The organism is Bradyrhizobium sp. WBAH42 (genome assembly GCF_024585265.1).
Classification (GTDB): Bacteria; Pseudomonadota; Alphaproteobacteria; order Rhizobiales; family Xanthobacteraceae; genus Bradyrhizobium.
The window spans coordinates 7,719,813-7,743,042 of the sequence record NZ_CP036533.1 but is presented as its reverse complement, the minus strand read 5'-3'; the positions used below and the strand labels follow the sequence as shown (position 1 = coordinate 7,743,042).

16 protein-coding genes are annotated in these 23,230 nt (G+C 56.4%); 6 read left to right on the top strand and 10 right to left on the bottom strand.

Annotation, left to right across the window (positions count from 1 at the left end; all coding sequences use genetic code 11):
* The first annotated feature begins 135 nt into the window (after positions 1-135).
* Positions 136-2,430 (top strand): restriction endonuclease, encoded by a 2,295-nt coding sequence (locus tag DCG74_RS36340; protein WP_172787535.1) that lies wholly within the window; start codon positions 136-138, stop codon positions 2,428-2,430.
* Here DCG74_RS36340 and DCG74_RS36335 read toward each other — a convergent pair.
* Together DCG74_RS36335 and DCG74_RS36330 are read right to left on the bottom strand one after the other, a co-directional pair.
* The gene (locus DCG74_RS36335; protein WP_172787534.1) at positions 2,415-2,738 is read right to left on the bottom strand and encodes a hypothetical protein; all 324 of its coding nucleotides are present in this window, start codon (positions 2,736-2,738) and stop codon (positions 2,415-2,417) included. The genes DCG74_RS36340 and DCG74_RS36335 overlap by 16 nt on opposite strands.
* A 121-nt stretch (positions 2,739-2,859) precedes the next feature.
* Positions 2,860-4,386 (bottom strand): carbohydrate porin, encoded by a 1,527-nt coding sequence (locus DCG74_RS36330; RefSeq protein ID WP_172789351.1) that lies wholly within the window; start codon positions 4,384-4,386, stop codon positions 2,860-2,862.
* Between the two features lie 1,176 nt (positions 4,387-5,562).
* Here DCG74_RS36330 and DCG74_RS36325 point away from each other — a divergent pair.
* The gene (locus tag DCG74_RS36325; protein WP_246709073.1) at positions 5,563-5,946 is read left to right on the top strand and encodes a hypothetical protein; all 384 of its coding nucleotides are present in this window, start codon (positions 5,563-5,565) and stop codon (positions 5,944-5,946) included.
* A gap of 82 nt (positions 5,947-6,028) precedes the next feature.
* Here the strand turns inward: DCG74_RS36325 and hemN are convergent, their stop codons facing one another.
* From hemN to nodD1, 8 genes are all read right to left on the bottom strand, one after another.
* Positions 6,029-7,366: an oxygen-independent coproporphyrinogen III oxidase gene (gene hemN, locus DCG74_RS36320; protein ID WP_172789350.1), complete on the bottom strand. Its 1,338-nt coding sequence runs from the start codon at positions 7,364-7,366 to the stop codon at positions 6,029-6,031.
* A 1,755-nt stretch (positions 7,367-9,121) separates the two neighbouring features.
* Positions 9,122-9,847, bottom strand: a complete 726-nt coding sequence (locus DCG74_RS36315; protein WP_172789349.1) for an outer membrane protein — start codon at positions 9,845-9,847, stop codon at positions 9,122-9,124.
* Between the two features lie 484 nt (positions 9,848-10,331).
* Positions 10,332-10,577: a hypothetical protein gene (locus DCG74_RS36310; protein ID WP_172789348.1), complete on the bottom strand. Its 246-nt coding sequence runs from the start codon at positions 10,575-10,577 to the stop codon at positions 10,332-10,334.
* A gap of 988 nt (positions 10,578-11,565) precedes the next feature.
* Complete coding sequence (locus DCG74_RS36305) at positions 11,566-11,928, bottom strand: NolY (protein ID WP_172789347.1); 363 nt, start codon at positions 11,926-11,928, stop codon at positions 11,566-11,568.
* 1,518 nt (positions 11,929-13,446) lie between these two features.
* Positions 13,447-14,586 carry a branched-chain amino acid ABC transporter substrate-binding protein gene (locus tag DCG74_RS36300; RefSeq protein WP_257187495.1) on the bottom strand — a complete coding sequence of 380 codons (1,140 nt, stop codon included), beginning with the start codon at positions 14,584-14,586 and terminating at the stop codon, positions 13,447-13,449.
* Positions 14,587-14,884: 298 nt separating this feature from the next.
* Positions 14,885-15,589, bottom strand: a complete 705-nt coding sequence (locus DCG74_RS36295) for a MerR family transcriptional regulator (RefSeq protein ID WP_172789354.1) — start codon at positions 15,587-15,589, stop codon at positions 14,885-14,887.
* A 992-nt stretch (positions 15,590-16,581) separates the two neighbouring features.
* Entirely contained in the window at positions 16,582-17,496 is a 915-nt protein-coding gene (gene nodD2, locus DCG74_RS36290) for a transcriptional regulator NodD2 (RefSeq protein WP_172789346.1), read from the bottom strand.
* A 643-nt stretch (positions 17,497-18,139) separates the two neighbouring features.
* Positions 18,140-19,084 (bottom strand): transcriptional regulator NodD1, encoded by a 945-nt coding sequence (gene nodD1 / locus DCG74_RS36285; RefSeq protein WP_172789345.1) that lies wholly within the window; start codon positions 19,082-19,084, stop codon positions 18,140-18,142.
* A gap of 819 nt (positions 19,085-19,903) precedes the next feature.
* On the opposite strand from nodD1, the gene DCG74_RS36280 reads away from it, so the two are divergent.
* From DCG74_RS36280 to nodS, 4 genes are read left to right on the top strand one after another with little or no spacing between them, the layout of a single operon-like run.
* On the top strand, positions 19,904-20,536 hold the full coding sequence (locus tag DCG74_RS36280) for a NodA family N-acyltransferase (protein ID WP_172789344.1): 633 nt from the start codon (positions 19,904-19,906) through the stop codon (positions 20,534-20,536).
* A complete protein-coding gene (gene nodB / locus DCG74_RS36275; protein ID WP_172789343.1) occupies positions 20,533-21,192 on the top strand; it encodes a chitooligosaccharide deacetylase NodB in 660 nt (219 codons plus the stop codon). The genes DCG74_RS36280 and nodB overlap by 4 nt, the downstream gene beginning before the upstream one ends.
* A gap of 17 nt (positions 21,193-21,209) precedes the next feature.
* Positions 21,210-22,586 carry a chitooligosaccharide synthase NodC gene (nodC, locus tag DCG74_RS36270; RefSeq protein WP_172789342.1) on the top strand — a complete coding sequence of 459 codons (1,377 nt, stop codon included), beginning with the start codon at positions 21,210-21,212 and terminating at the stop codon, positions 22,584-22,586.
* A gap of 11 nt (positions 22,587-22,597) precedes the next feature.
* Complete coding sequence (gene nodS / locus DCG74_RS36265; protein ID WP_172789341.1) at positions 22,598-23,227, top strand: nodulation methyltransferase NodS; 630 nt, start codon at positions 22,598-22,600, stop codon at positions 23,225-23,227.
* Positions 23,228-23,230: the final 3 nt, after the last annotated feature.

Sequence of the window (23,230 nt, the reverse complement as noted above, 5' to 3'; positions counted from 1 at the left end):
GCCGAACGATAATTCCCAGATGGGCTTCAGGGAATCCTCTTTGTCTGACCTTTCACCACCAATTAGAGCTGAATAGCTGAACAGCGAATAATTTTCCGTGATGTCACCAGAGGGACGCTGAGCTACCCTAGGTCTATGTCCTACGAGTTTTTCAATTTATCCCCAGCTGACTTTGAAGAGCTGTCCGCAGACCTAGTTGGTCGGGAAATTGGTATACGATTCGAAGTCTTTGCACCCGGCCCCGACGGCGGAGCCGACGGGCGCCATACTAGCGATGGCAAATCAACCATCCTCCAGGCCAAGCACTACGCACGCTCGCAATTCTCGTCGTTAAAGACACAGGTGGGCAAGGAGCGCGCCTCCATAGATAAATTGAATCCTACAAGATACCTCCTCACCACGTCCTGCCCAATCACTGCCGCAAACAAGGGAGAGCTCAGGGCTATCATCGGTCCATCTCTATTGAATGATGCGGATATTAAAGGTCCTGGCGATCTCAACGCCCTGCTCCGTGATTTCCCAGATATTGCCAAATCACATATCAAGCTGTGGCTCTCCGGCACAGCGATGCTTGAAAAGATCCTTCATTCATCGGCCCATGCCTTCAATGCAATGACCAAGTCCGAGATAGAAGCCAAGATTCGCGTTTTTGCGCCCAATCCAAGCTTCGACGAGGCCTCTCGCGTTTTGGAGGCAAACCATGTGTTGATTGTTTCCGGACCACCGGGTGTTGGAAAGACCACATTAGCCGAAATGCTCGCATATGCTTACATGGCTGATGAGTGGGAACTTATCGCCATTCGCAGTCTGGAAGACGGCTTCAAATTCATCGATGACACCAAGAAACAGGTATTCTTCTTCGACGACTGTCTCGGCAAAGTTGCCCTCGACCGGCAAGCATTAGCCCACAAAGATTCAGACCTTGCTCGCTTTATCAAACGGGTGAGGACATCTCCGAATGCACGATTTATCCTGACGACGCGAGCTTACATTTTTGAAGAAGCGCTGCGCGTATCCGAGAATCTCGCTAACCAAAGACTGGATGTAAGCAAGTACGTCCTCGATGTCGGCATCTATACGCGGCGAATAAGAGCCCGGATCCTCTACAACCACCTGCTTGGCGCTGGGACACCCCAACCGTATATCACCGCCCTGATCGATAGCGGGGACCTGAAGAAAGTCGTCGATCACAAAAACTACAATCCCCGAGTGATCGAATGGATGACCGATACCACCCATCTAGATGATTTGGATCCGGCATCCTATCCAGCCGCATTCCTTGCCGCGCTCGCCAATCCCTCTAAGCTTTGGGACATCGCCTTCCGGACTCATATCTCAAAGGCCTGCCAGCACCTCCTGTACACTCTTTTCTTCTGTGCCGAGTATGGTGCCAAGATTGCCGACCTAAAGAATGCTTATGAGAACCTTCACCCCCTCCTCTGCTCTGCTTTTGGCGATCCGAGGGATGCGAAGGACTTCGAGGAATCGCTCAAGATACTGGAGGGTGGCTTCATCACCATCTCCGATCAGGAGGTGAGTTTCGTGAATCCTTCTCTGCGCGACTATCTTACGACTTACCTTCGAGATGTTTCAATACTTGCGGAATGTGCGAAGCCCGCACAGCAGACGAATTGGGCATTCAAGGTGTGGAATCACATTGAATCTCTCGGCCTCCCGCAGGAGGATCGGAAGCAACTCGCCCTTAACTTTTTGAACGTTGCAGTTGCCTTTAAGACGCTGCCAGTCTGGAGCCGCAATGTCCACAATGGAATGACCTATTTGCAAGCAACAGGCCTTTCAAATACAGACCGCATAACGCTTCTCCTAAAGTGGTGGGGAGAGACAAAGGACCAACGCTTCCTCGATATTGCATTTATCCTAGCGGAAAATCCCATCGACGGCCTGGACTCTTGGCGGGACGGTGATGACGCCCTAGAGCTTATCGGAAAACTCCGAGACGGTTATTATTTTGAAGATCTTCCGGATGCGGAAAAATTGGCCGATCGCATTGAGGTTGCAGCTATCGCGATGATTGAAAGGACGGTACCGCTCGATGAGCTCGAAAAGCTGGCTGATGCCATAGACAACTGGAGCAGCGCTTTCAGTAGCGGCATTACCGAGGCTTTGGATTATGAGATACGGCGTCAGGTCAGAGACATCGAACAGACTGTCTCAGACATCGATTCAGAATCTACTCTTAATGATTACATAGCTTCCATTGAGAAGCTGGGAGGACGAGCGTCCATTAGCAAGGATCAGATAGAGATAGCTGTCTCATCCGTAAACGATCGTATCAATACAATTGCCGAAATATCCTCTGACGTCCCCCGGTCGGCACCTGATCTAAAGGCAACTAGGCGCTCAGATCAGTTCGATGATGTCGCACTAAAAGGGCTGTTTAGCCAGCTACTGACTCAACCAACGGCTTGAACAGCTTTCTTAGGAGGAAGCCACGTCGGATCTGCACGAAGTGCTATTTGATCAAACCAGCCACGAATTTCTGAGTTCGGATCACGGGCAAGCAGCTGTCCTAACGTCATTCTAGCCGCAACCTCTTCATTGAGCTTCTTCTTTTGCCAACTAGCCTTGGACTCTTGCTTTTCTTTTTTCAGCTCAGACCACGCTATTGTGGATTCACTGTAATCGGCATGAGCCCCCCACCTGGGCATCGCGCGAATGAGCTGCGATACAGCCTGGTATGACCTGTTTTTTTGGAGGTGGGCTATGGCAGATGCCATGCATGAAGCCATGCTTGATGCCAGGCAGGAAGGCGGCTCCTATTGATCTCGAATCCGGGCCTCATCAATTTGGATCACCTGACCCATGGCATTCCCATCGTTCATTCAAAGCTCCTTCATTCTAGAAGAAGCCGTCAATCCTGAAAGTGCGAAAGACTCTGTACGTTATCAGATGGGCGGTATATGTTGCGGTGATTGCCGTTGTTTCTCGATGCGCAAGCTGCCCCTTGGCGACCGCAGCATCCACCGCAAATTTGCTCCAGCTCGTGTTGCTAGCAACGAGTGCAATCAGATCGCTGGGCCGACTGTTAAATGCTCCCCTCGCGTAAAGACGAAGCTCACAATACCGGCTGATCCTGTTCAGGTCCGGCGGAGCTTCCATAATGGAGAAGCCGCCATAGATGCCGCGAGATGGGGTCCCATCGGGGTCGTTCTGCCAGAACTGCCTGTCCGCAGCGATGTAGTGAAAGCTATTCCCGCTTTCCCTCCGTCGCTTGGGATCCGTCAAACTCGTGTACCGGCTGGTGTTGAAACCAACGCCCGCCCGCAGCCACGTATCGGGTACGCCGGGAGCTGCCTTGCTCCTGTAGCCGGCTTCATCAATGAGAAGAATGCCTGCGTGGGGCGTGCTCCAGTTCAAGCCCGTGGGATTCTCCGTTATCTGGACATAGGGACCATCTGGACTAATTGAGCGCTGGACGGAGACCTTGTTGTACAAGCCACGGTCAAAATTGTACTTCAGGTTGACCGCAGGCGTCGGTGCGGCATTGGTGCTCATGCCCCCCTGGAACAAGGCAGACATGTTCGATCCTGTAATCCCTCCGAACAATGTGCCGGTGAATTCATTTTGGTTTCTGAGATAGCCGAGTTTAAGCTCTAGTGTCTTGTCGAAGAAAGTCTGGTAGTAGGCGAGCGTATTGAGCCCCACTCGATCTGGTCCCGGGCGATCCCACGTCCAGTGTTGCTGCTCGGCCCCTAGGACAATTTGTCCGTCGGAAATGCCAAGCTGGCTGAGATCGTAGGTGACGATCATGAAGTTTGCCGACGCGAAGGTCGGATTCTGGCCCATATAGAGCTGGTTTGCGATAGTACTTCTGGCGGCATTCGGCAGCAGGTTGTTTGCAAAGCTGTTGTGTGTCCAGCCGATGTAGCCGATGCCGACATCTGCAAGCGCCGATCTAACGCCGCCCTTGTCCTGATCGATCGTGTCCACAGCGCCAGGTATGTTGAACCACACTCCTTTTTCACGCAGATTGTCGTACCGTGCGAAGGGATCGACCGTCTTTTGCGTTCTAGTCTGAGTAGCTCTGTCCGCACGAGCGCGCTTTTCGAAAGGCGCACCGGGAATTGGTGCTGCCGCCGGGGAACGCGGGCTGGTTGCCAGGCCCATCCGGAGCTTTTCGGCCGGATCAGAAGCCTTTCGTCTTTTGCTGGCCTGATCCACAGGGTGGCTACTAGGATCAAGCCCGCTGGCGCTTTGTGCCAGTACGGAATTGTCGACCAGATAAGCTGCTAGCGAAACTGCGATAACAAGCCAAGGTTGCTTTCCCCTCGGCTTTAAATGGAAGGAAAGTGCTTTGTCCGCCGGGTATCCCCACGGAAAACTCGTCTCAAAAAAGCAATCACGCACCGCGCACCTTGCTTCCATCTCTGCCGGCCATGAATAGAATGCGGGGCGGCCTGATTGACCAAGAGTAAGCTCTCAGGGTTTCCGCGTTCGAGGGCGAGGGCGGCGAGCTGGATCTCGATTGTTCCGACAAGAACCACCCACGCCTTGTAAAGCTGTTAGCTCGCGACGCGATGATCCGCTTCGAAACCACGGCTATGAACGAGGGCGGTGCGCCGAGAGCCAGCCCCGAGCGTTGGTTCATCAAGATGCTAATCACGAGCGCGCAGCGCCTCGCTGCAATGGTCACGAAAGCGTTGCGAATGTCCACTTTGCTCACCGTGTGTCAGCCGATTTGGCGGTGAGGCCAGGCTTCATGAAGCGCTTCATTGGCATCGTTGTCACGGAAACACGAGACAATCGCCAAGCTCGCCGAGGTGTCTTTGAATTTGCGCGTCCGGCAATCACAGCACGAGGTCTAACCTGATGGCCCAGGAGGCCGGAGGAAACAGCCATACAGCGGCTTTGGCGCCTATCTGCGAGCAAGTCGCTGGCTGTGTTACCGCGGTTGTCAGTGCAGAGTCTGTGTTGCATCGGAGTCCATGACGTGCGCGGCGTTCGTTGGTCACGCTTGCCATCTATCCGCCATCTCAAGCAACCCGCCGGAATTGGGAGTTGAACAGCTTGCAATGATAACTAGTCCGATCGGCCATCGCGGCAGGGCCTTTCAGCCGTTGTGCCTATGTGGCGTGTCCCGGATGAAGTTTGTGATGTCGTCAAGGCCTGAGGCCAGGCTGCTCTATCCAACACAATGCAGGAAGCCGCGGACGATTTGCATTCGTGCGACGCTCGAGAAAATCTGCAAGAATCTTCTGAATGAGGAAAAAATGCTGCGCCATCGCCACGGCCAAACGACGACAACCATTGCTCGCTGCGGGACTCTACCATGGAGACCGAGCGCAAATCGTCGAGTTGCTGAAGGGAATAGCATCGAAGCAGGAGCAGCCGATCGGGAACGTGGGCGAGATTGCATATTGTGGACGCTGGTAGCCCTTAGAAGCGCGTCAGCATCGTAGGCTCTCGCGTCGACAAAGAAACCTGCTGGAAGGGATGTTGAGGGAGGAGCAATGGAGTCGATTGCTCAACCGGCCGGTTCAGACGTGCGGCCGCTCCTGCACAGGCCGTCAAGACGGATTCTCGCGGTTTTGGTGCTGCCGCTTGTCCTCGTCGGCTCGCTTCTGGCGCGTGGCTTTGGGCCATTTTGAACAATTTGTCGAGTCGCCAGAAGTGCAGGAGGTCGCTTCAAACCGTCACCAGGGGAGACAGGTTCAGTCCGAGATAAGGGAGGCGCAACAGAAAGCTGACGATGAGATCGCGGAACTCAAGCGCCGGGCCGTTGCCCAGCGTGGTGACCTGAAAGGGATCCTGGATCAGATCACGATCCTGACCTCGCGAATCGACTCGCTGCAGAGTTTAACTCCTCTCCCATCTGCTGCTCCCGCGACTGCTTTGTCGGCAGCCCGGGCTGTTCAAGCAGCGCCAGGAAACCCTTCGGCCGGTCCAAACGAGAAGGGCCTGTTTCTCTCGGAGGCACACCAGTGATCGTAGGACCGAAGAAAGCCGAGCCTTGAGGTTGAGACTGTTGCAGGTGTACTCGAGTCTCCAACTCCGCTCGAGGCGTGGCTTAGCTAATGGGGGTGCGGTCGAGATAAGTGTCGAATGCGGCAGCAACCGCACGAACGACGAACCGATGCTCCTGCTTGACCCGAATTAAGCCCTTTTCAATGTCCACTATCCCGTCTTCGGCAAGCATTCCCAGCCGGCCTGCAGACTTGAGAAGTGGAATCGAATCAAATCCGTGAGCAGCGCAGATCGCTGGTATGTCGGCGTGCAAATCGCACATTAGACGCTCGATGATTGCGGCGCGGAGGCGATCTTCGGCCGACAGACAATAGCCTTTTGAGGTTGCCAGGCGGCCGGCTCGAACGTGTTCGTAATAGGAAGTGGTCGCGATCTCGTTCTGCACATATCCCTCACGCAAACGGCCGATGGCGTACGGACCTAAGCCGATTACGGTTTTGGTGGTATCAGCCGAATAACCGAGGGAGTTGCGCCGCAGTCGGCCAGCTTTCTGCGCCAGGGCGAGCTCGTCGTTGGGCGGGGCGAAATGGTCGAGCCCGACCTGGCGGTAGCCGGCCGAGACCAGGGTATTTGCAATGGCCGCGGCTTGCTCAGCGCGGGCAATATTGTCCGGCAGCGCCGTCTCATCGAGCTGGCGTTGACGTTTCATATAGGAGGGGACGTGAGCATAGCCGAAAACTGCAAGCCGGTCTGGCCGCATGGCCAGAGCTGTCCGAGCGGTGTCCACGCAGGACCGCACCGTTTGATGCGGTAGTCCGAAGAGAAGGTCGAAATTGATGCGGTTTATCCCATGCTGGCGTAGAGTTTCGACGACAGAAGCCGTCAGCACCTCGCTCTGCACGCGGTTGACCGACCTTTGAACCACCGGATCGAAGCTTTGCACGCCGATGCTCGCGCGGCTGACCCCGGCCGCTTGTAACGTTTCGACCATCTCGGGCGTGACCCCACGCGGATCGACTTCTATGGCGATGGTAGCTGATTTTATGAACGCAAAGCAGTGGCGCAGGAGTTCCATCAAGGCGAGAAAATCGCGCGGTGCAATGGTCGTCGGCGTCCCGCCGCCGAAATGCACGTCGCTCACCGGCAGAGCGCTCGGCACTTGCTTTGCGACCAAGCCGATCTCCTCTCGCAATGCTGCCAAGTATTTGCGGACCGGTCGCTCGCTGCGAGTGAGGCTTGTAAGGAAGCCGCAATACCAACAGATAGAGCGACAGAACGGAACGTGGATGTAGAGCGATACGGGCTCGTCGGGCGGCAGTCGCCTCAGCCATGTCTCACACGTCTTGGCACCGACCATCGCGGAGAAATCCCGTACGGTTGGATAGATGGTGTACCAAGGCAGGCGAGCATCGCAATACTTGTTCAGAAGGGAGGTCTGCAAGTCCTAACTTTCCAATGCTCAGGCCAGCATAAAGCTGACGGATACCCTCTCTAATGTCTTTGCGATATGTCAAACCCGCGTGGCGGTTTCTGAGATCTGGTCCCGTTTTCGATGTTACTGCGAACGCGACTCAGGGACAGGGCGAGGGAGTGAGAGTCGCTCGTTCGCGGCTATGCTGAACGTTTAGGATATGAATTTCTCATGAGAGCACGGTCGAAGCGACTAGACGTGCCCGACGAGCCCGCGCAACGTTCGATCGCTCATGCGAGCACACGTCGTTTCGGCATTCGCTGAGGGCCAGTGATTTTTGCGACGAAAACAGGGATTGCAGGTCTCACCGGAAGCAGCTGAGCTTGCCGCAGAGTTTCAAACCGTTTTTTCCAAGCAAAAGCCGATTTGGTTGCTCACAGGGTTCAACGGATGCCTCCCGTCAAAGGCCGGCGTGCCACGGATACAAGTTGCTTGCTGGATGAGAGCAAGAGGAGCGCAATAGTACAACGTGACGCGACGTGCGATTCAAGTCCGTCGGCGCAGCCGACGAAAACTCGCTTTGATCTCTAGTATCAAATGCATAAGCCTCAATTCCGCCACGCTGCTTGTCTCATTGCCACAAGCATCATCACGGATGTACTGATGATGTTGGGGCGAACCCGGCGCACTTTCAGCCCCCCGGCCGAGTGCGTCGGGGCGCCTTGGTTCGGCGGCGTCTCGTTCCTGTCTAATGCAGCTCACCAACTCACAACGGTTGTGGACGTTCTGCCGATAGCAAAGCAAATTCTGGCCAGATACATCAGACGTAGCACTATTTGGATGGTCTATTCTGACTGACCAGCTGGGCTGTTTTCTTTCGAACATAGCCTTTGCAGCTATCGATCGCTGCCAGATCGCGCATATCTACTCCGTTATCCTTCATTCGCGTCGCATCGATGTGATGCACCTGCAGCTCTCAGTGTCACATAGGCCGCTGGTCAGGCGTCGACCATCCAGTCACTATGTTCTCGATGCGGCGAGCTCGAGCCGTCTATGCAGGATTTGGGGTGGCGATCCTGCGGGTTTTCATTGCATGAATGCGTTCCCATCCTGGTATTCCAGTCCGGTCACAAAGGATCGAGGAAGTTTGTGGTTCGGTAGACCAACCGAGCCTGCAGATGCTCTTGCGCGAATGCGAGCTGAGCCTATCTAGGCGTCGAGGAGATTGCCGCAACCGCTTGATCAGGCGAAAGTGGGTGCCCCGCCCGACCTCTGTTGTGGCGGTGGCATACCAATGAAAGTTATTAGCAACGGAAATGCAGTACCCCTCGCCAACGCGTAGAGCAGCGAGATGATCGTCAAGAGCGGAGAAGTCATGCCTCAACGATCTTGGCGAAGATCTTCGCCTTTTTCCACCGAGCCCTTCATAAGTTGTGCATCAGGTGCGGCCTAGTTGTGTTTCCGCAAGGGCGCTTAAGTGGGGATGGCGCGGCCGGAGCTGCAGTCAGGTTAAGGTCCTTAGCGAGTGTCGTGTGTATACCGTCCCATAAACTGCCGAACTTGGTACTTGACTGGGCTGGAATAGGGTTGCGCTTTTCGCCCTGAGAGGGCCGGACCGCCGAGGTAAGCTGCATTTCTTGCTGTAAGTCACCCTGTGCCCCGGCTTCGCAGATGGTGCTGTCGCCTTCCCTACCAATATCATGATTGCCGTTTTTGTGGGATCAACTCGCGAAAGAACCCCGACCGCGGGCCGGGGTTCCGATTCACGCAACCGCGTGGAGGTCTCTATCTAGCGAAGGGCGAGCCAAACTTGTAATTGAGCCGCGCGGTGATGAGATCGACATCCTGGTGGGCGCGATCCGTACCAAGAGCCCCTGGGAAGCTGATATTGCTGCGCTGCATGAAGAAGTGGTTATACTCGACGCCAGCTGACCAGTTCGGCGTGAGGCTGACTTCGGCACCGGCGCCCAGCACGCCACCCCAACGCACATCACTGCTTTTGCCAATCTCGGTACCAGTGGTCACCGAGTTGACCTGATAGGTGTTGCTGGTAACCGCAGCACCACCCTTGCCGTACAGTAGCACGGCATTGAACGCGTAGCCGATATGGCCCGTAAGTAGACCGAATGCATCTGTTGTGGTGCCAACGGTGTTTGCCGGAAAGGCGGTGCTGATATTGGAGCCGTTGAAGTCGGCCCAGTTGCCCTGACCTTCGATGCCGTAGACCATGTTGAAGATGTGCCAACGATAGCCAATCTGGCCGCCAATGGTCCCGCCAGTCGAATTGTGGCAGCCCTCGGGAGTGGCGCCATTGAAATCCCAGCAATTGTGGCTCGTTCCCCAGCCGCCATTTGCACCGATATAGTAGCCGGACCAATCGGTAATCGGGGCCGGGGCCGGCAGCGGTGCCGCTTTGACCTTGACAGGCTGCCCGGCCAAGTCCGTGCCGAAGGAGGGAGTGGCCGCAACGAGTGCGCCGATGCTTGCAGTCAGAATCAGAATGTTTTTCATTCGAGTGTCGTTTCCTTTCGGTGCCCCCCGGCGCCGTGCGTTTATCAATATGAACGCGAATTGCTGTAACTGCCGCACAACATGTCTTGGAAAGAAAGGTGTCCAATCGTACGCGGCGTCAGATTGCTGAGCGCGCAAAATGCCGCTGCTCCACAGTCATCGAGACGCTGCGGCCCGGCAGTGGCGCCTCGCGGGCGCCTTCTTTGGACACGAGCCGTTCATCATGGCGTGCGATGCGACCGCAAAGTTGGGAGGTGCTTGGCTCCTTCTGTTGCAAACGGCAGAACGAGGCCGCGCTTAAACACTTCGTGCATGCTGACGGCTCAGACGGATCGGTAATGAAGGCCTTGATTACGGGCGCGCCGGGCAGAGCATGAGTAGAGGAAAGTCTGCTCGACCACGCTCTGACCCGATTTGTCTATCGCGTAGACCCGTTAATTGCGTTTACCCGGCCAGACGCTCCCAGCGGTACGGCTGCAAGCGCTCATTGCTCGGTCGACGGCGCGAGTTCAGCACGCAAGTTGCGTATCGCCTCGTTTGCCAGAGTCAGAGTATTCCGTTCGCCTTTTCTTATCGAACACTCAAGGTAAGTGCGCAATCGTCTATGAAGGACGGCCTTGAGATTATGTGCCAGCAAGGGATCCTTCTCGATGAAGCCCCAAGCCTTGTCAAATGCGACGCTCACGACAGCATCTGGCAGCTGCACTTGGTCAGAAGAAAACTGAACCATCTAGAACACTCCTCGACATCCTGACACAAGGGAGTACCCTCCCAAAAGCTAACCGAGATTTCGTGACGTGTAGCAAGCAAGACATCAGCGTGCAGACCCCCGATCGAGCTGCTCTCGGTGCTTTAGGGAAGTTTACAGATCGTTGTTGAAAGTCGGATGACCGAATGTCGTATTGCCAGGCGCAGTCGATAATTCTGAAAGCAGTGAAACGAGCAGGGATTCTAGCCCTCTTCTTTACCGTAGTGGGCAGTTGATTGGCATCGACACTAAATCGTGGATATTCTTCCTGCAATCGGAAGATCCGCGCCAGACCAGTCACGACTAATCGGACGTGAGCGGCCCAACCCCAATATTGGGATATCGGAAAGCTATGTGAGGTTCTCGGATACGGACAGGTGGTGCGCGCCGCGTCTCAGCGCCACCAGTGCGCGGCGGACAATTCGGGGTGCCTCGCGGAAAGATTGCTAACGTGCGGAGTGGCTGATCGCCCTGTTCCGAGCATTAGCTTTGAAGGGTGCCACACATCCAACATGTCGTAGCTGCCTTATTTGGTAGATCTTGATCGAAGCAAGAAGCACCACATCCCCTAGGGCTGCCTTGGGAATCGTATCTGATACATGTAGCGAGTTCGAAGGTCGGCGCAGGCAGCGGTCGGAAGCGGCGATAGCGGTCCGGTGTCTCGAACGTATGTGTGAGGCTGCGCTTCCGCGCTATCAGCTCTTGGTGGCCACGGGCGACGAGGGACAGCAAGCTCTTGCCAGATCGAACGTAACTGTGTCGTCCGCGGCGCGAGATAAAGCGAGCCTGCTCTCGAACGTCGTCGCGAGCAGTTGCGATATAGAAAGCCAGCGGACGCGACCCGCTTATGGACGGGAGCCCATAAGCCGCATACCCTCGATCTGGTGCGGACGACATTGGCACGAGTGTCAGTCCAGCGATAAACGTTCGGTCGGCGCCGTCGACGTCCAGAAAAAAGCAAAATGAAAGTTCAGTCCGCCGCCGCACGGGAAACAATCAGCTTGGCGATCGTCATTCGATTGACGGAGGTTCGTAGCGCTGCCGGTAATGCCGCCACAGTCTGATCGAAGAGGCGTCCCAAAAACTGAAGGTCCTCGGGCTGGTAAACGCCACGGTCTCGCAACAGTCGCATTCGTCCGTCACCGGTGCTCGTATCACCACGCTGGCCGAGCTCCAACTCCGCCGTAATCATTTGGCCTATGAGTGCATTGAGCAGCCGGATCGCCTCGAGCTCGTTGCCTTCTTCGCGCATGAGCGCGGCCACGATGTCGAGTTGCAGGTCGATGCGATCCTCGAGATCCTGTATGCGTGAATTGGAAGGGTCAAGTTTCACGGTATTTCTCCAAAGTGGTGAAATGCAAGACAGGCGGAATAAGCCTAGTCATTTCCCGTTCGCCAGACGCCGGATGCGTCGGCGGACGAATCGCTGTTGCACAGGAGGTGCGCACGATCCCCAAACAGGGCGGCACACATGTCCCGCGACAGAATCGCAAAGGGGAAGTGAGCGTATATGGAAAAGCCGACAAGCGTTGTAGATGGCCCGGAAGTCTATTGGACCGTGATCGAGCCGTCCCGCGCGTCGGATAACTGCAGTGCCTCCAGTCGGGGGCACACGGGTGGTTGTACTGCCTTGCTTGGAGCCGCGGCGACACGGCTGGATTGTTGATGCTATCGGCTCTGGTCAGAGCGAAAAGCCCGGCCCGCACCGGTGCAAAGGACAGTTCACCTGCCCGAGTTCTATGCTGCGGACGCATTTACCTTCGCCGAACAGTGCGCGTGAAAGCTGTCTTCTTAGAGCCGCCAAGTATCATCGCAAAGGCGAGAGACGACAACGTGATAGGCTGCGCGCCCGCCTGCGGTTGCTCATCGCACTGCATTGGTGCCCCGCGTGTTTCGTTGTCAAACATTGCGTGATGCAGCCACGACAGACACGAATTGGGCTACGACCAACCTGCAAGGAATCGTTGTCACGAGACATTCGTGGACTGTTCTTTCCGTAATCCGGCGTCGACTTATGCGGTGTTTGGCTTCAATTAGTAAAATCGAAAGTGTTGATGGGATGCATCCAGTTCGTTGATAGCGCCCGCGAGCAGTCTCACCGCCTTCATCGGAGCCGGCTAATTGGTGCTTCCCGCGGTCTGGGCTCAGAGCCACGTCTAAAGGGATGTCGGGCAGGGCTGCTGATCCGTTGATCACCGATCATGATTGACAAGGAAACAGCCGCAGGGCTGCACGTTTGCGAATAGTTTGAAGTGGACCCCAAGAAGCTCTGGGGTAGTCCAAAGCCGAAGAGACAGAGATGCAACGTCGGCGCCTACGATCCACCAGCTGTGGTTACCCACAGTACCCGACTATAGCCTATGTGGTGGGTCCTGATTGCTTCATGCCGTCCCGCTCTCTCCCTGCGTGGATCCGAGCTTGCGCGATATGATAGGTACAGGAGAATGCGTCAATGGCGATCCGGCTGTCAGTTTGATCGAAGTAGCGAACGCGCCCTCATCTGAGCCATAGCGTGACTATAAACTCGTTAGCTTGCCGTTCCTCCCCCCAGAACCTTCAATCACTTGGCGACAGAAAGGTCATGCCTTCAGACCCGCCAGAACTGTAGTCGACCGCTCAGCGGTCCTGTGCTGCCGGACGCATCGGGAAAACGGGGCTGCTATTTGTCTATCATCGGACGTAGCAACTCCGTCAGCTCGACCCTAGCTAGCTCTGCGAGCGCCGCAGCGAGCGCGAAAAACGTTCCGAAAGCAGCAAGTATAAAAGAGCTAGCGAGTATCGCTGCGATAACGTTCTGAGGGCGTCTCGTCATTCGTGATACATTGGGTTTGGAGCCGGCGGTGCGTGCCAATCAGTACTTCTTGACACGTTCAACACGGCCGTCGCGCCAGCGGTAAACCAAAAATCCAGAAGCCGAGTTGTCTCCCTTTTTGTCGAACCGGACCGGGCCAATCACGGTGTCGACCGGCCGTGAACGAAGTGCGCTGGCGACCCGCGTAGCATGGAACGAGCCGCTCCGGTTCACCGCCTCTGCCCAGGCTTGCACAGCTGCATAGGCGTATAGCGTGTAGCCTTCACCGGACAGGCCGGAAGCTTTGAGTCCGGCGACCACGCCGGCCGCCTTGGCACTCCCGGCGGGATTGGGCATGAAGGTAAACAATGTGCCATTCCCAGCGCTGCCGGTAATCGCCCAGAATTCAGAGGTCATCAGCGGATCGTTTGCCATGACTATGAAGTCTGCTTTTGCATCTGATGCCTGGCGCACAAACAATCCGATTTCGGTATGATAGCCGCCGATATAGGCGACGCGCACTTGATCCTTTTTCATTCTTGAGACCAGCGCTCTGAAGTCCCGTTCACCTGCAACATAGCTTTGCCGACTGACTTGTCGTCCGAATCGATGAAGCTCGGCTTCGACCACATCTGCAATGCCCTTTCCAGCAGTGCTCTTGTCGTCGATCACCGCGATGTTCTCGTTGGGATGGTTCACGTGAATGTACTCGGCGGCAACGGTTCCCTGTTGGTCGTCGCGGCCGCAGATCCGAAAGACAGTCTTAAGGCCGCGCTCTGTTAGCTGAGGAGTTGACGAGCCTGGTGACACCTGAACGATGCCTGCTTCAGCGTAGATGTCGGAGGCCGGGATCGACGAAGAGGAACAGAAATGGCCAACTACCAACAGGACGCGCTCTGTCGCGAGCTTATTCGCAACTGCGACAGCTTGCCTTGGGTCGCAGGCGTCGTCAGCGACCCTCAATATAACTTTCGCATTATCCGGAAGTAGGCCCGAAGCGTTCAATTCCTCAACCGCCGCAGCTGCACCATCGCGCATTTGCGCGCCGAACGCGGCGCTGCTTCCAGTCATTGGGCCAGCCACGGCGATCTTTACTTCAGAACCGCGCGCAAGCGGGGCGGCGAGAGCGCAGAAGAGAATCGCCGCACTTGCAACAGAAGCGCGCTGCGTATTTGCAATTGTATAGCCTTCAATGCTCACTGAAGTGATCCCAAGTGGTTGTGATCAGACACCCCTGCAGGTCAAGGCTGCTCCAAGCCAAACGTGCGTTGGCTCGACCAGCTTTCAATTTCCGTAGAGTCTACAATTTGACGTTACGTTCGGATCAAGCGCTTTTGAGGGGCGTGGGTGCGTCAGGGGCGCGCATCGGCGGGCCATGACCGTCTGTCCGCTTGAGCTCATAAAGCTTTCAGCCCGCATCAGAGCGCGGCAGATCAACCTAGCATTGTCAGGTGCCTTCAACCGACGTGTGGAAAGGGCCATGAACGGGTCAGTACGGCTAATCCTCCAACCCGCCAAGGGCGAGATCGAGATACTGCATCAGGCAGGGATCCCAACCAGCCAGAGCGCGGGGAGCGCTCAGTCGTGCAAGTACCTTCAGGATCATCGAAGCGCGTGAATCGGCGCCGGCGATTTCGCTGATCAGCAAGCGTGCTGCAACTGCGACAGCCTTTGCGCGCTCACCGCAAGGGGGCTCGCTCCGATCCATGCAATCGCGAAGGTCGTCACGGATTCGCCGCCACCGGTCCTCGCGCTCTGAAGCTGAATTGCAGATGCATGCGGTCGTTTGACTACGCGTCTCGACTCGCGACATGGCATTCAGAGTGGCAGGCAGCTCATCCACACTTACTTGCGCCTCGCCGTCGATTGTCATGTTGCGCAAACGGTCGCGCAACAGAGTTGCTCGAGCGACTTGAAGTTCTATGCGCTCTAAATGTTTGTGCAGCAGGTCCGTGAGAGAAGTCGTGCCCTCCATGGCTTTACGGATCTCGACAAGTGAGAAGCCAAGCTCACGCAGCGCGCGAATCTGCTGAACCCGCTGCAGGCTTTCGCGGTCATACATCCGGTGGCCGCCGTCAGTACGCTCTGTGGCTGCTAGGAGTCCTGTGTGCTCATAATGGTGCAGCGTGCGTACCGTTACTCCGGTCGCCTCTGCAAGTTCGCCAATGCGCCATCGACGCCTTCTTGGTGTAGGTTTGTTCATGTTGTTCAATTTTGAAGCCTACAACCTGACGTCACGTATGATTCAAGCTGCTTTCTAAGCGTCAGCCTGAATCGTCTTCCATTCTCCAGCGCGAGAGTGGTGACTATCCTTAGAATGGCGGCGGATCAACCCTGAGGGGAAAGGGTGATCAACAACTTCGCCAGGCATGCCAGTTGAGCCTCGCCAGCCGCCGTACGCTCCAGGATGAGCTTGGCGATTGCCGTGCGATTTTCTGGACTCCGCATCGATGGGGGTAGCGCGTCGACGGCGCTGTCATAAAGTCGTCCGAGGGCAGAAAGCTCTTCTGGATCGAACACGCTGCTGCATAGCTTCAACCTTCAGCTCCTTGTTTGAATTGCGTCCAGGGCAGCGCACGTCGTCAAGACGTTTGGCTGCGGTAGGGCCAAAAGAAGTCATACCTGCGGCGCAGAGCGACGCAGATGCGGTGTACTGTAGAGTGATGCCATAGGGCCACACGCGAGCGCGGATGCTTGCTTCGACAGCGCGGCAGAACCGGGCGATATGTATGATCGACGCCCTCTATGCTCACGATGCATTTTGTTGCGGCTCCAAAAAGGCAGATCGCCTCCATTCATGGGGAGCAACTACTAACTTGGAGAGTTGACGACAGGAGCCCCGTGCCGGCCTTCTCGAAAGACGCGCTTGGCGGCCGCGGTTGCAACGTAAACGCCTGGCCTAAGCGCGAACGTGCTGCTCCGTCCCCGTCTCTAAAGCCAGACACACTGCGGTTGTGATATCGCGCCTAACGCCGACGCGCGAAAGAAATCAAGAACGTCTCACGAACCGCGCGCCCGGAGGGTCTTTATCCCGCGACAAGGAGAGCAAGCCAGGCAGGTGGAATTGTGTGTGTTGAGACAAGTGTTGGAACGTGAAGTTCGTAGACTTCACGAACGTCGTTACGGCAACGGCGAGACGGGTGCGAAGTTTCAGGCGCTGCCCGTTCCTTCCGGAGTGTTGGTTACGGGGTGCTCTTATGCAGTTGCCATGCGCGTGGCCTCCTCGAACAATATTTCCCGCATCCACAGGCTTTCCGGGTCATTGTTGTGAATTGCGGGCCATTGGACCGCTTCGGTGAAGACGGGGAATGGATCCGGAAGCTCGACAATCTGAAGAGGCATGGTCTTCTGGAAATGCCTCACCAGCCCTAATGGCATCGTGCCTATGCGGTTCGTCCCAACAAGGAGGGGCGGGACCATGCTGAAGCTCTGCACGAGAATGTCGATGCGCCGAGTAGGACCGAGATCGATTAAAAATGATTGCTCAATTGGCGTGTGGGGCGCACCTCCGTGCTTAACTGCAACGTGCCCCATCGACATATATCGATCGAATGTAAGCCCGCGATGTAATTCCCTGTTCGTGCAGCAACCTACGCAGACGAGTCTCTCCTCGAATAGGGCCGCCCTGGGGTGCGCGCTGGACAGGAGAGAATCTGGCAGGATAACAAAATCGACTTCGCCGCGGCGGAGGAGCTCGTCGTGCTCAACGGTCGGCGCCGCCAGTTCGAAGCTGACGGTGGGGGCCTCTCGCGTGACGCGCTCCACGACATTTCTTAAGAATACAACTGTTATGAAATCAGAAAGGGCGATCCTGAATCGCCGGCTCGATTGAGCTGGATCGAACACGTCACGCGCCATAATTGAGAGTTCAATGTGCACCAGAGCCTGGCGTACCGGAGCTGCGAGCGCTTCTGCGCGCGAGGTCAAGACAAGCTCGCGCCCCCTCATCCCAAACAGTTCATCGCCAAAATATGAGCGCAACCGGGCAACGGCTGCGCTCATGGCCGGCTGACTGAGATTGATCCTGCGTGCCGCTGAGGTGAGATTGCGCTCAGTTATCAGAGCATCCAGCGCGACGAGAAGATTTAGATCCAGACCTTTGAAACGCATCTCTTCTTATCCGGCGCAAACGTCCTTGCTGCGAAAAAGCGTGCGGTGGCGGCTGCGTCTGGAGCAATCGTCCTGGCTCGCCCGAATGGACATCGGCTCAACCCTGCCATCAAGACAAGAAGCTCGCGAAACGACAACAAGAATGGACAGCAAGCGGTAAGCCGATCGGCGGCGGGGGGAAAGCGTCAGGACCCTCCAAGCTGATTCGTCTCGCCGGTTTCGGCCGACCACGTAGCTGGTCCGTTCAGCTCGCCGATCGCAATCACCCCAGCGTCCGTGAGCGTCCTGAGCACACCAGAGCGCCCCCTCGACGGCTGCGTCGTGCAGCGCTAGTCGCGAGGGTCAACCTACAACCTGACGCAATGTGCGATTCAAGCGATTTTATCCGCCAAGCTAAACATTTGTAATGGAGGCGTGTTTTATCCGCGATAGTGCCAGGGTAGCCCTGAACGCAGCGCAAGCCCATCAAACCACACCTGGGAAGTCACCTCGCTTACAACAGGAAAAGTCTTCGCAACGGATCGCTGCATTGTGAGGTCGTGGCAGTGCCTCCCCAGGAGACGCGGAAGCGAGGAAGGGGACCGAGCACGTCGAAGGGCCTGTAGCGTGCTTGGATTATTCGGAGCGGCAGCTTGCGGTGAGCCTAACAGCGCCTGCGAGTTGGAGGCTTTTGCTCATCAGATGCCATGTTGGATGCCTCCTCAAGCAATATCCTCCGCATCCAGATGCTCGCGGGGTCGGTATTGTGAAACGAGGGCCACTGCACGGCCTCTGTGAATATGGGCAGGGGGAGAGGCGGTTCGATGATCCGCAGTGGCATCCGCTTTTCGAAGTGTCTGGCCAGCCGTAAGGGCATCGTGCCGATACGACTCGTGTCTAACAATATGGGCGGAATCAGGCTAAAGCCTTGCACGACGACCTCAATTCGTCTCCTCAGACCGTGCTCAAGCAAAAACCATTCTTCGAGGTTCGGTCTCAGTGCCCGTCCGAACTTGGCAGTAACGTGCCCCATCGAGATGTATTTCTCGAACGTAAGCTGTCGGGATAGCTGCTTGTTCGTGCGGCATCCCACGCACACGAGGGTCTCGTCGAACAGCGTCGCTTTAGGGTGCGCACTCGACATGAACAGTTCCGGCAGAATGAGAAAGTCGACCTCGCCCCGACGAAGCAGCTCATCGGGTTCATCGGAAAATGGCAGCAATTCGAACCGCACGGCGGGAGCTTCTTGTGCCATGCGGTCCACAATTCTGCGGAAGTAAACGATCGTCATGAAATCTGAAAGAATGACCCTGAAGCGTCGACTCGACTGAGTCGGGTCGAACGCGTCGCGCGATATGATTGAGAGTTGGATGTGCAGCAGGGCCTCGCGAACTGGACCTGCAAGCGCCTCCGCGCCAGGTGTAGGGACGAGCTCGCGACCTCTCATAGTAAATAGTTCATCGTGAAAATAGGCGCGTAGCCGTGCGACCGCAGCGCTCATAGCGGGCTGGCTCAAGTTAATTTTGCGAGCCGCCGCTGTGAGGTTGCGTTCCGTCATCACGGCATCGAGCGCAACGAGAAGATTTAGATCAAGTCCCTTGAACCGCATGTTGTGAGTCTATCCATCGTGTGGATGTGTTCTATCGAAACAATCGATTTTACCAAATTGTGGGATGTTGGATAGCAAACTGAAGTTTGAAAAACGGACCAGGCAGACCACAATGGTTTATGGTCGTTCAAGTGAGCTCAAAGAAAAGCTCCTGGGCGTGCGAGCGCACCGCCGCGTCCGTGTCCTGGGCGTCTACAGGCGTGGCGTGCGAGCCGTGTTGCGTCTTCGTGCGATGTGCGCTCGCTTGAGCGCCGAGCGGGGCTCGATAAACCTTCGTATGGGGCTGTCATCCGTTTCAATACTCGAGGTTTACCCGCGTACACTTGAGAGCGCTTTCAGCATCAATCTAGTGTCAGGGAATGGCGGCAGGCGCAGATTGCGGTTGCCAAACATTTCAGGCGCCATTCCGAACGGCTAGCCTGTCCAGCGTATTTTGGGGTCTGTTGAAGATGTATAGGAGCCAGTGTGATCTGATGCCGCTCAGATGCGTCGTCGACGAATCGCGTGTCGGTGGCTTGCCCGCAGCCGTCAATTCTCCTGACGGCGATGCAACGGAGGGCGCGCGCGCTCCCTGGTGCAGATCGGCTCTGGCTAGTCCAATTGCCTCGCCGGGGTCTTCCGCATGGGCATGGCACATCAGCAGGATGACGAGCGCGAACCAAGCGTTAGCGCGAGCAGAGGCGAGGGGCGCGGGTGCAGGCCAGCGGTGCGGAGCTCCGACAAAGCACAGCCGCGCATTTCAGTCTTGATCGGCAGCCCTGCAGGTAGAGATCACGTGACCGCTTCCCGTTCAATTCAACAGGCGCAAGGACGCTCGCCATGAACATTGCCGTATCCCCGACTGCGGAACGTGCTTCTGCGCGCGCTCAAGTGCAGTGGAGCCTTCGTTGGGAGAGCGAGCTGCGGCTCGCCGATCATGCCGAGCTCGCGGAGTTCTTCCGCAAGAGTTATGGGCCCACGGGTGCGTTCAATGCGCAGCCTTTTGAGGGGAGCCGAAGTTGGGCCGGCGCAAGACCGGAGCTTCGTGCAATTGGTTCCGACGCGCGCGGGGTAGCGGCTCACATTGGGCTGCTACGTCGCTTCATCAAAGTTTGCGAAGTCGATCTCCTTGTGGCGGAACTGGGGTTGTATGCGGTGCGCCCGGATCTCGAAGGGCTCGGAATAAGCCACGCGATGCGCGTGATGTATCCCGTACTGCAGGAGCTTGGTGTTCCATTCGGCTTTGGCACGGTTCGGTCGGCGCTTGAGAAACATATGAAGCGACTGGTCGAAAGGCAGGGACTCGCCACCCTGATGCATGGCATTCGCGTCCGCTCCACGCAGCCGGATGTCTATCCCAATTTATCGCCGACCCGCCTCGAGGACGCGATAGTGGTGGTGTTTCCGCTGGGACGCTCGATAAGCGAATGGCCGGCCGGGACTGTCATCGATCGGAACGGGCCTGAGTTGTGACAGAGCGCTCCACACCATTCACTGTCCGCTGCGACTACGCTGACGTGAGCGGAAGTCCAGCTGTCTATTTGACCTTTGATGACGGGCCGAACCCATTTTGTACGCCAGAGGTGCTCGATGTGCTGGCGCAACATCGAGTTCCCGCTACATTCTTCGTCATCGGTACGTACGCGATCGAGCATCCGGACCTCATCCGACGAGTGATTGCGGAAGGTCATCAGGTTGCGAACCATACGATGACCCATCCTGATCTATCCAGATGCGGACCTGCAGAGCTACAGGATGAAGTGCTGACCGCGAGCGAGGCGATCCGTCTGGCGTGCCCGAAGGCCTCGCCCAGGCATATGCGAGCGCCTTACGGCATATGGACGCAACAGGTGCTTGCAATGACGGCGAGCGCTGGTCTCACGGCTCTGCACTGGTCGGTCGACCCGAGAGATTGGTCCCGCCCTGGAGTTGATACAATTGTGAATTCGGTGATGGCGAACGTTCGCCCGGGTGCAATTGTGCTCCTGCACGACGGGTATCCTCCCGATGAGGAGAGACTGGGCACCGATGCAACGCTGCGCGATCAGACCACCACGGCGCTCGCATATCTGATTCCGGCACTGCAACGGCGCGGGTTTGCAATCCGTCCACTTCCTCAACTTCACTGAACAAGAACTGACACCCAATGGACCTGCTCGCGACAACCAGTGCTGCCGCTGTTTCAAGTTATGCGGTACTCTCGACTATCTATAAGAGCGTGCAAGCGCTTTATGCCCGACCGGCGATCAACTCATCATTACAGGACAGCCTGGAAAAAGCGGAGGTGGTCCTTCCCACTGTGGACGTCATCGTGCCGTGCTTCAATGAGGATCCAAACACGCTCGCCGAATGTCTGGAGTCGATTTGCAGTCAAGACTACGCCGGAAAGATACAGGTCTATGTGGTCGATGACGGATCTGCAAACCGCGACGTGGTCGCGCCTGTACACCAGATATATGCCAACGATCCTAGAGTCAGCATCATCTTGCTGGCAAACAACGTCGGAAAGCGCAAAGCGCAGATCGCTGCAATACGCAGCTCATCCGGTGATCTGGTGCTCAATGTCGATTCCGACACGGTTCTTGCTGCCGACGTCGTCACGAAGCTTGTATTGAAGATGCGTGACCGGGAAGTCGGTGCGGCGATGGGTCAACTGATAGCAAGTAATCGTAACCAGACCTGGTTGACCAGGCTGATCGATATGGAATATTGGCTCGCGTGCAACGAAGAGCGCGCGGCACAGGCGCGCTTCGGTGCCGTCATGTGTTGTTGCGGCCCTTGTGCCATGTATCGACGTTCCGCGCTGACCTTGCTTCTCGATCAATACGAGGCGCAGTTCTTCCGTGGGAGGCCGAGTGATTTCGGCGAGGACCGCCATCTAACGATACTCATGCTCAAGGCTGGGTTTCGAACCGAATACGTCCCGGACGCGATAGCAGCCACAGTCGTTCCGCACCGTCTTGGGCCATATCTGCGTCAGCAGCTTCGTTGGGCGCGCAGTACCTTTCGAGATACGTTTCTTGCATTGCGCCTGCTCCCAGAGCTCGATGGTTATTTGACGCTAGATGTTATCGGGCAAAATCTCGGCCCATTTCTCCTCGCGATTTCAACACTTGCTGCGCTTGCAGAGCTCGTGTTCGGTGGCTCTATACCCTGGTGGACGGGATTGACGATTGCAGCAATGACTATGGTCCGGTGCAGTGTGGCAGCGTTTCGCGCTCGCGACTTGCGGTTTATCGGCTTCTCGCTCCACACACCGATCAATATCCTTCTTTTGCTACCATTGAAGGCCTATGCGCTTTGTACATTGAGCAATAGCGATTGGCTATCGCGAAAAGTCACCAATGTGCCGGCGGAAGAGGAGAAACAGCGTGTCATCCTGCGTCCCAATGCCGGACGAGGTGCGTCTAGCGTAGGGGTGGGAACGACTCCCATTCATAAGGCGGGGTTATCGCACCGTCCGTCGAGCCTGGCGGCTACGGAGAGTGTTTCCGGTCGCGATCGCTCGACTGTCTACAAATAATTGGTCGTCTCATGACTTTGGACCTGAACCATCAGCTATTAGAGCGAGAGTTGGCTGCCGACGATCCATGGCACCTTGATAATAGTTCGTTCGAGCAGGAGCGATACGCGCAAATGCTCCGGATGTCGCGTTGCAACGGAGATGCTGCGTCTGCCCTCGAGGTAGGATGTGCAGCCGGTGCATTCACGGAGTTGCTTGCGCCGTTATGCGAACGGCTTACTGTGGTGGATGTCATGCCGCAGGCAATCGAGCGAGCGCGACTGCGGACCAGTAAGTGGTCACATATTACTTTTGTGACCTGCGACATTCAGCGGTTCTCGACCACTGAGCAGTTCGATTTAATTGTCGTGGCCGAGGTTCTTTATTACCTCAAAGACGTGGGCGAGATGCATACGGCTATCCGCAACCTGGTGAGTATGCTTGCGCCAAGTGGCACTCTGATTTTCGGGTCCGCGCGTGATGAAATATGTCAGCGCTGGGGGCATGCTGCTGGTGCCGAAACGGTGATCGCTCTCTTTAAGGAGAGCCTATCGGAGGTCGAGCGTCGGCACTGCTCCACCAGATCGGCAAACGAAGACTGCTTGATCGTCCAGTTTCGAAGGCCGGACGCCACGTCAGAACAATCAAACGTCGGTCATTAGACC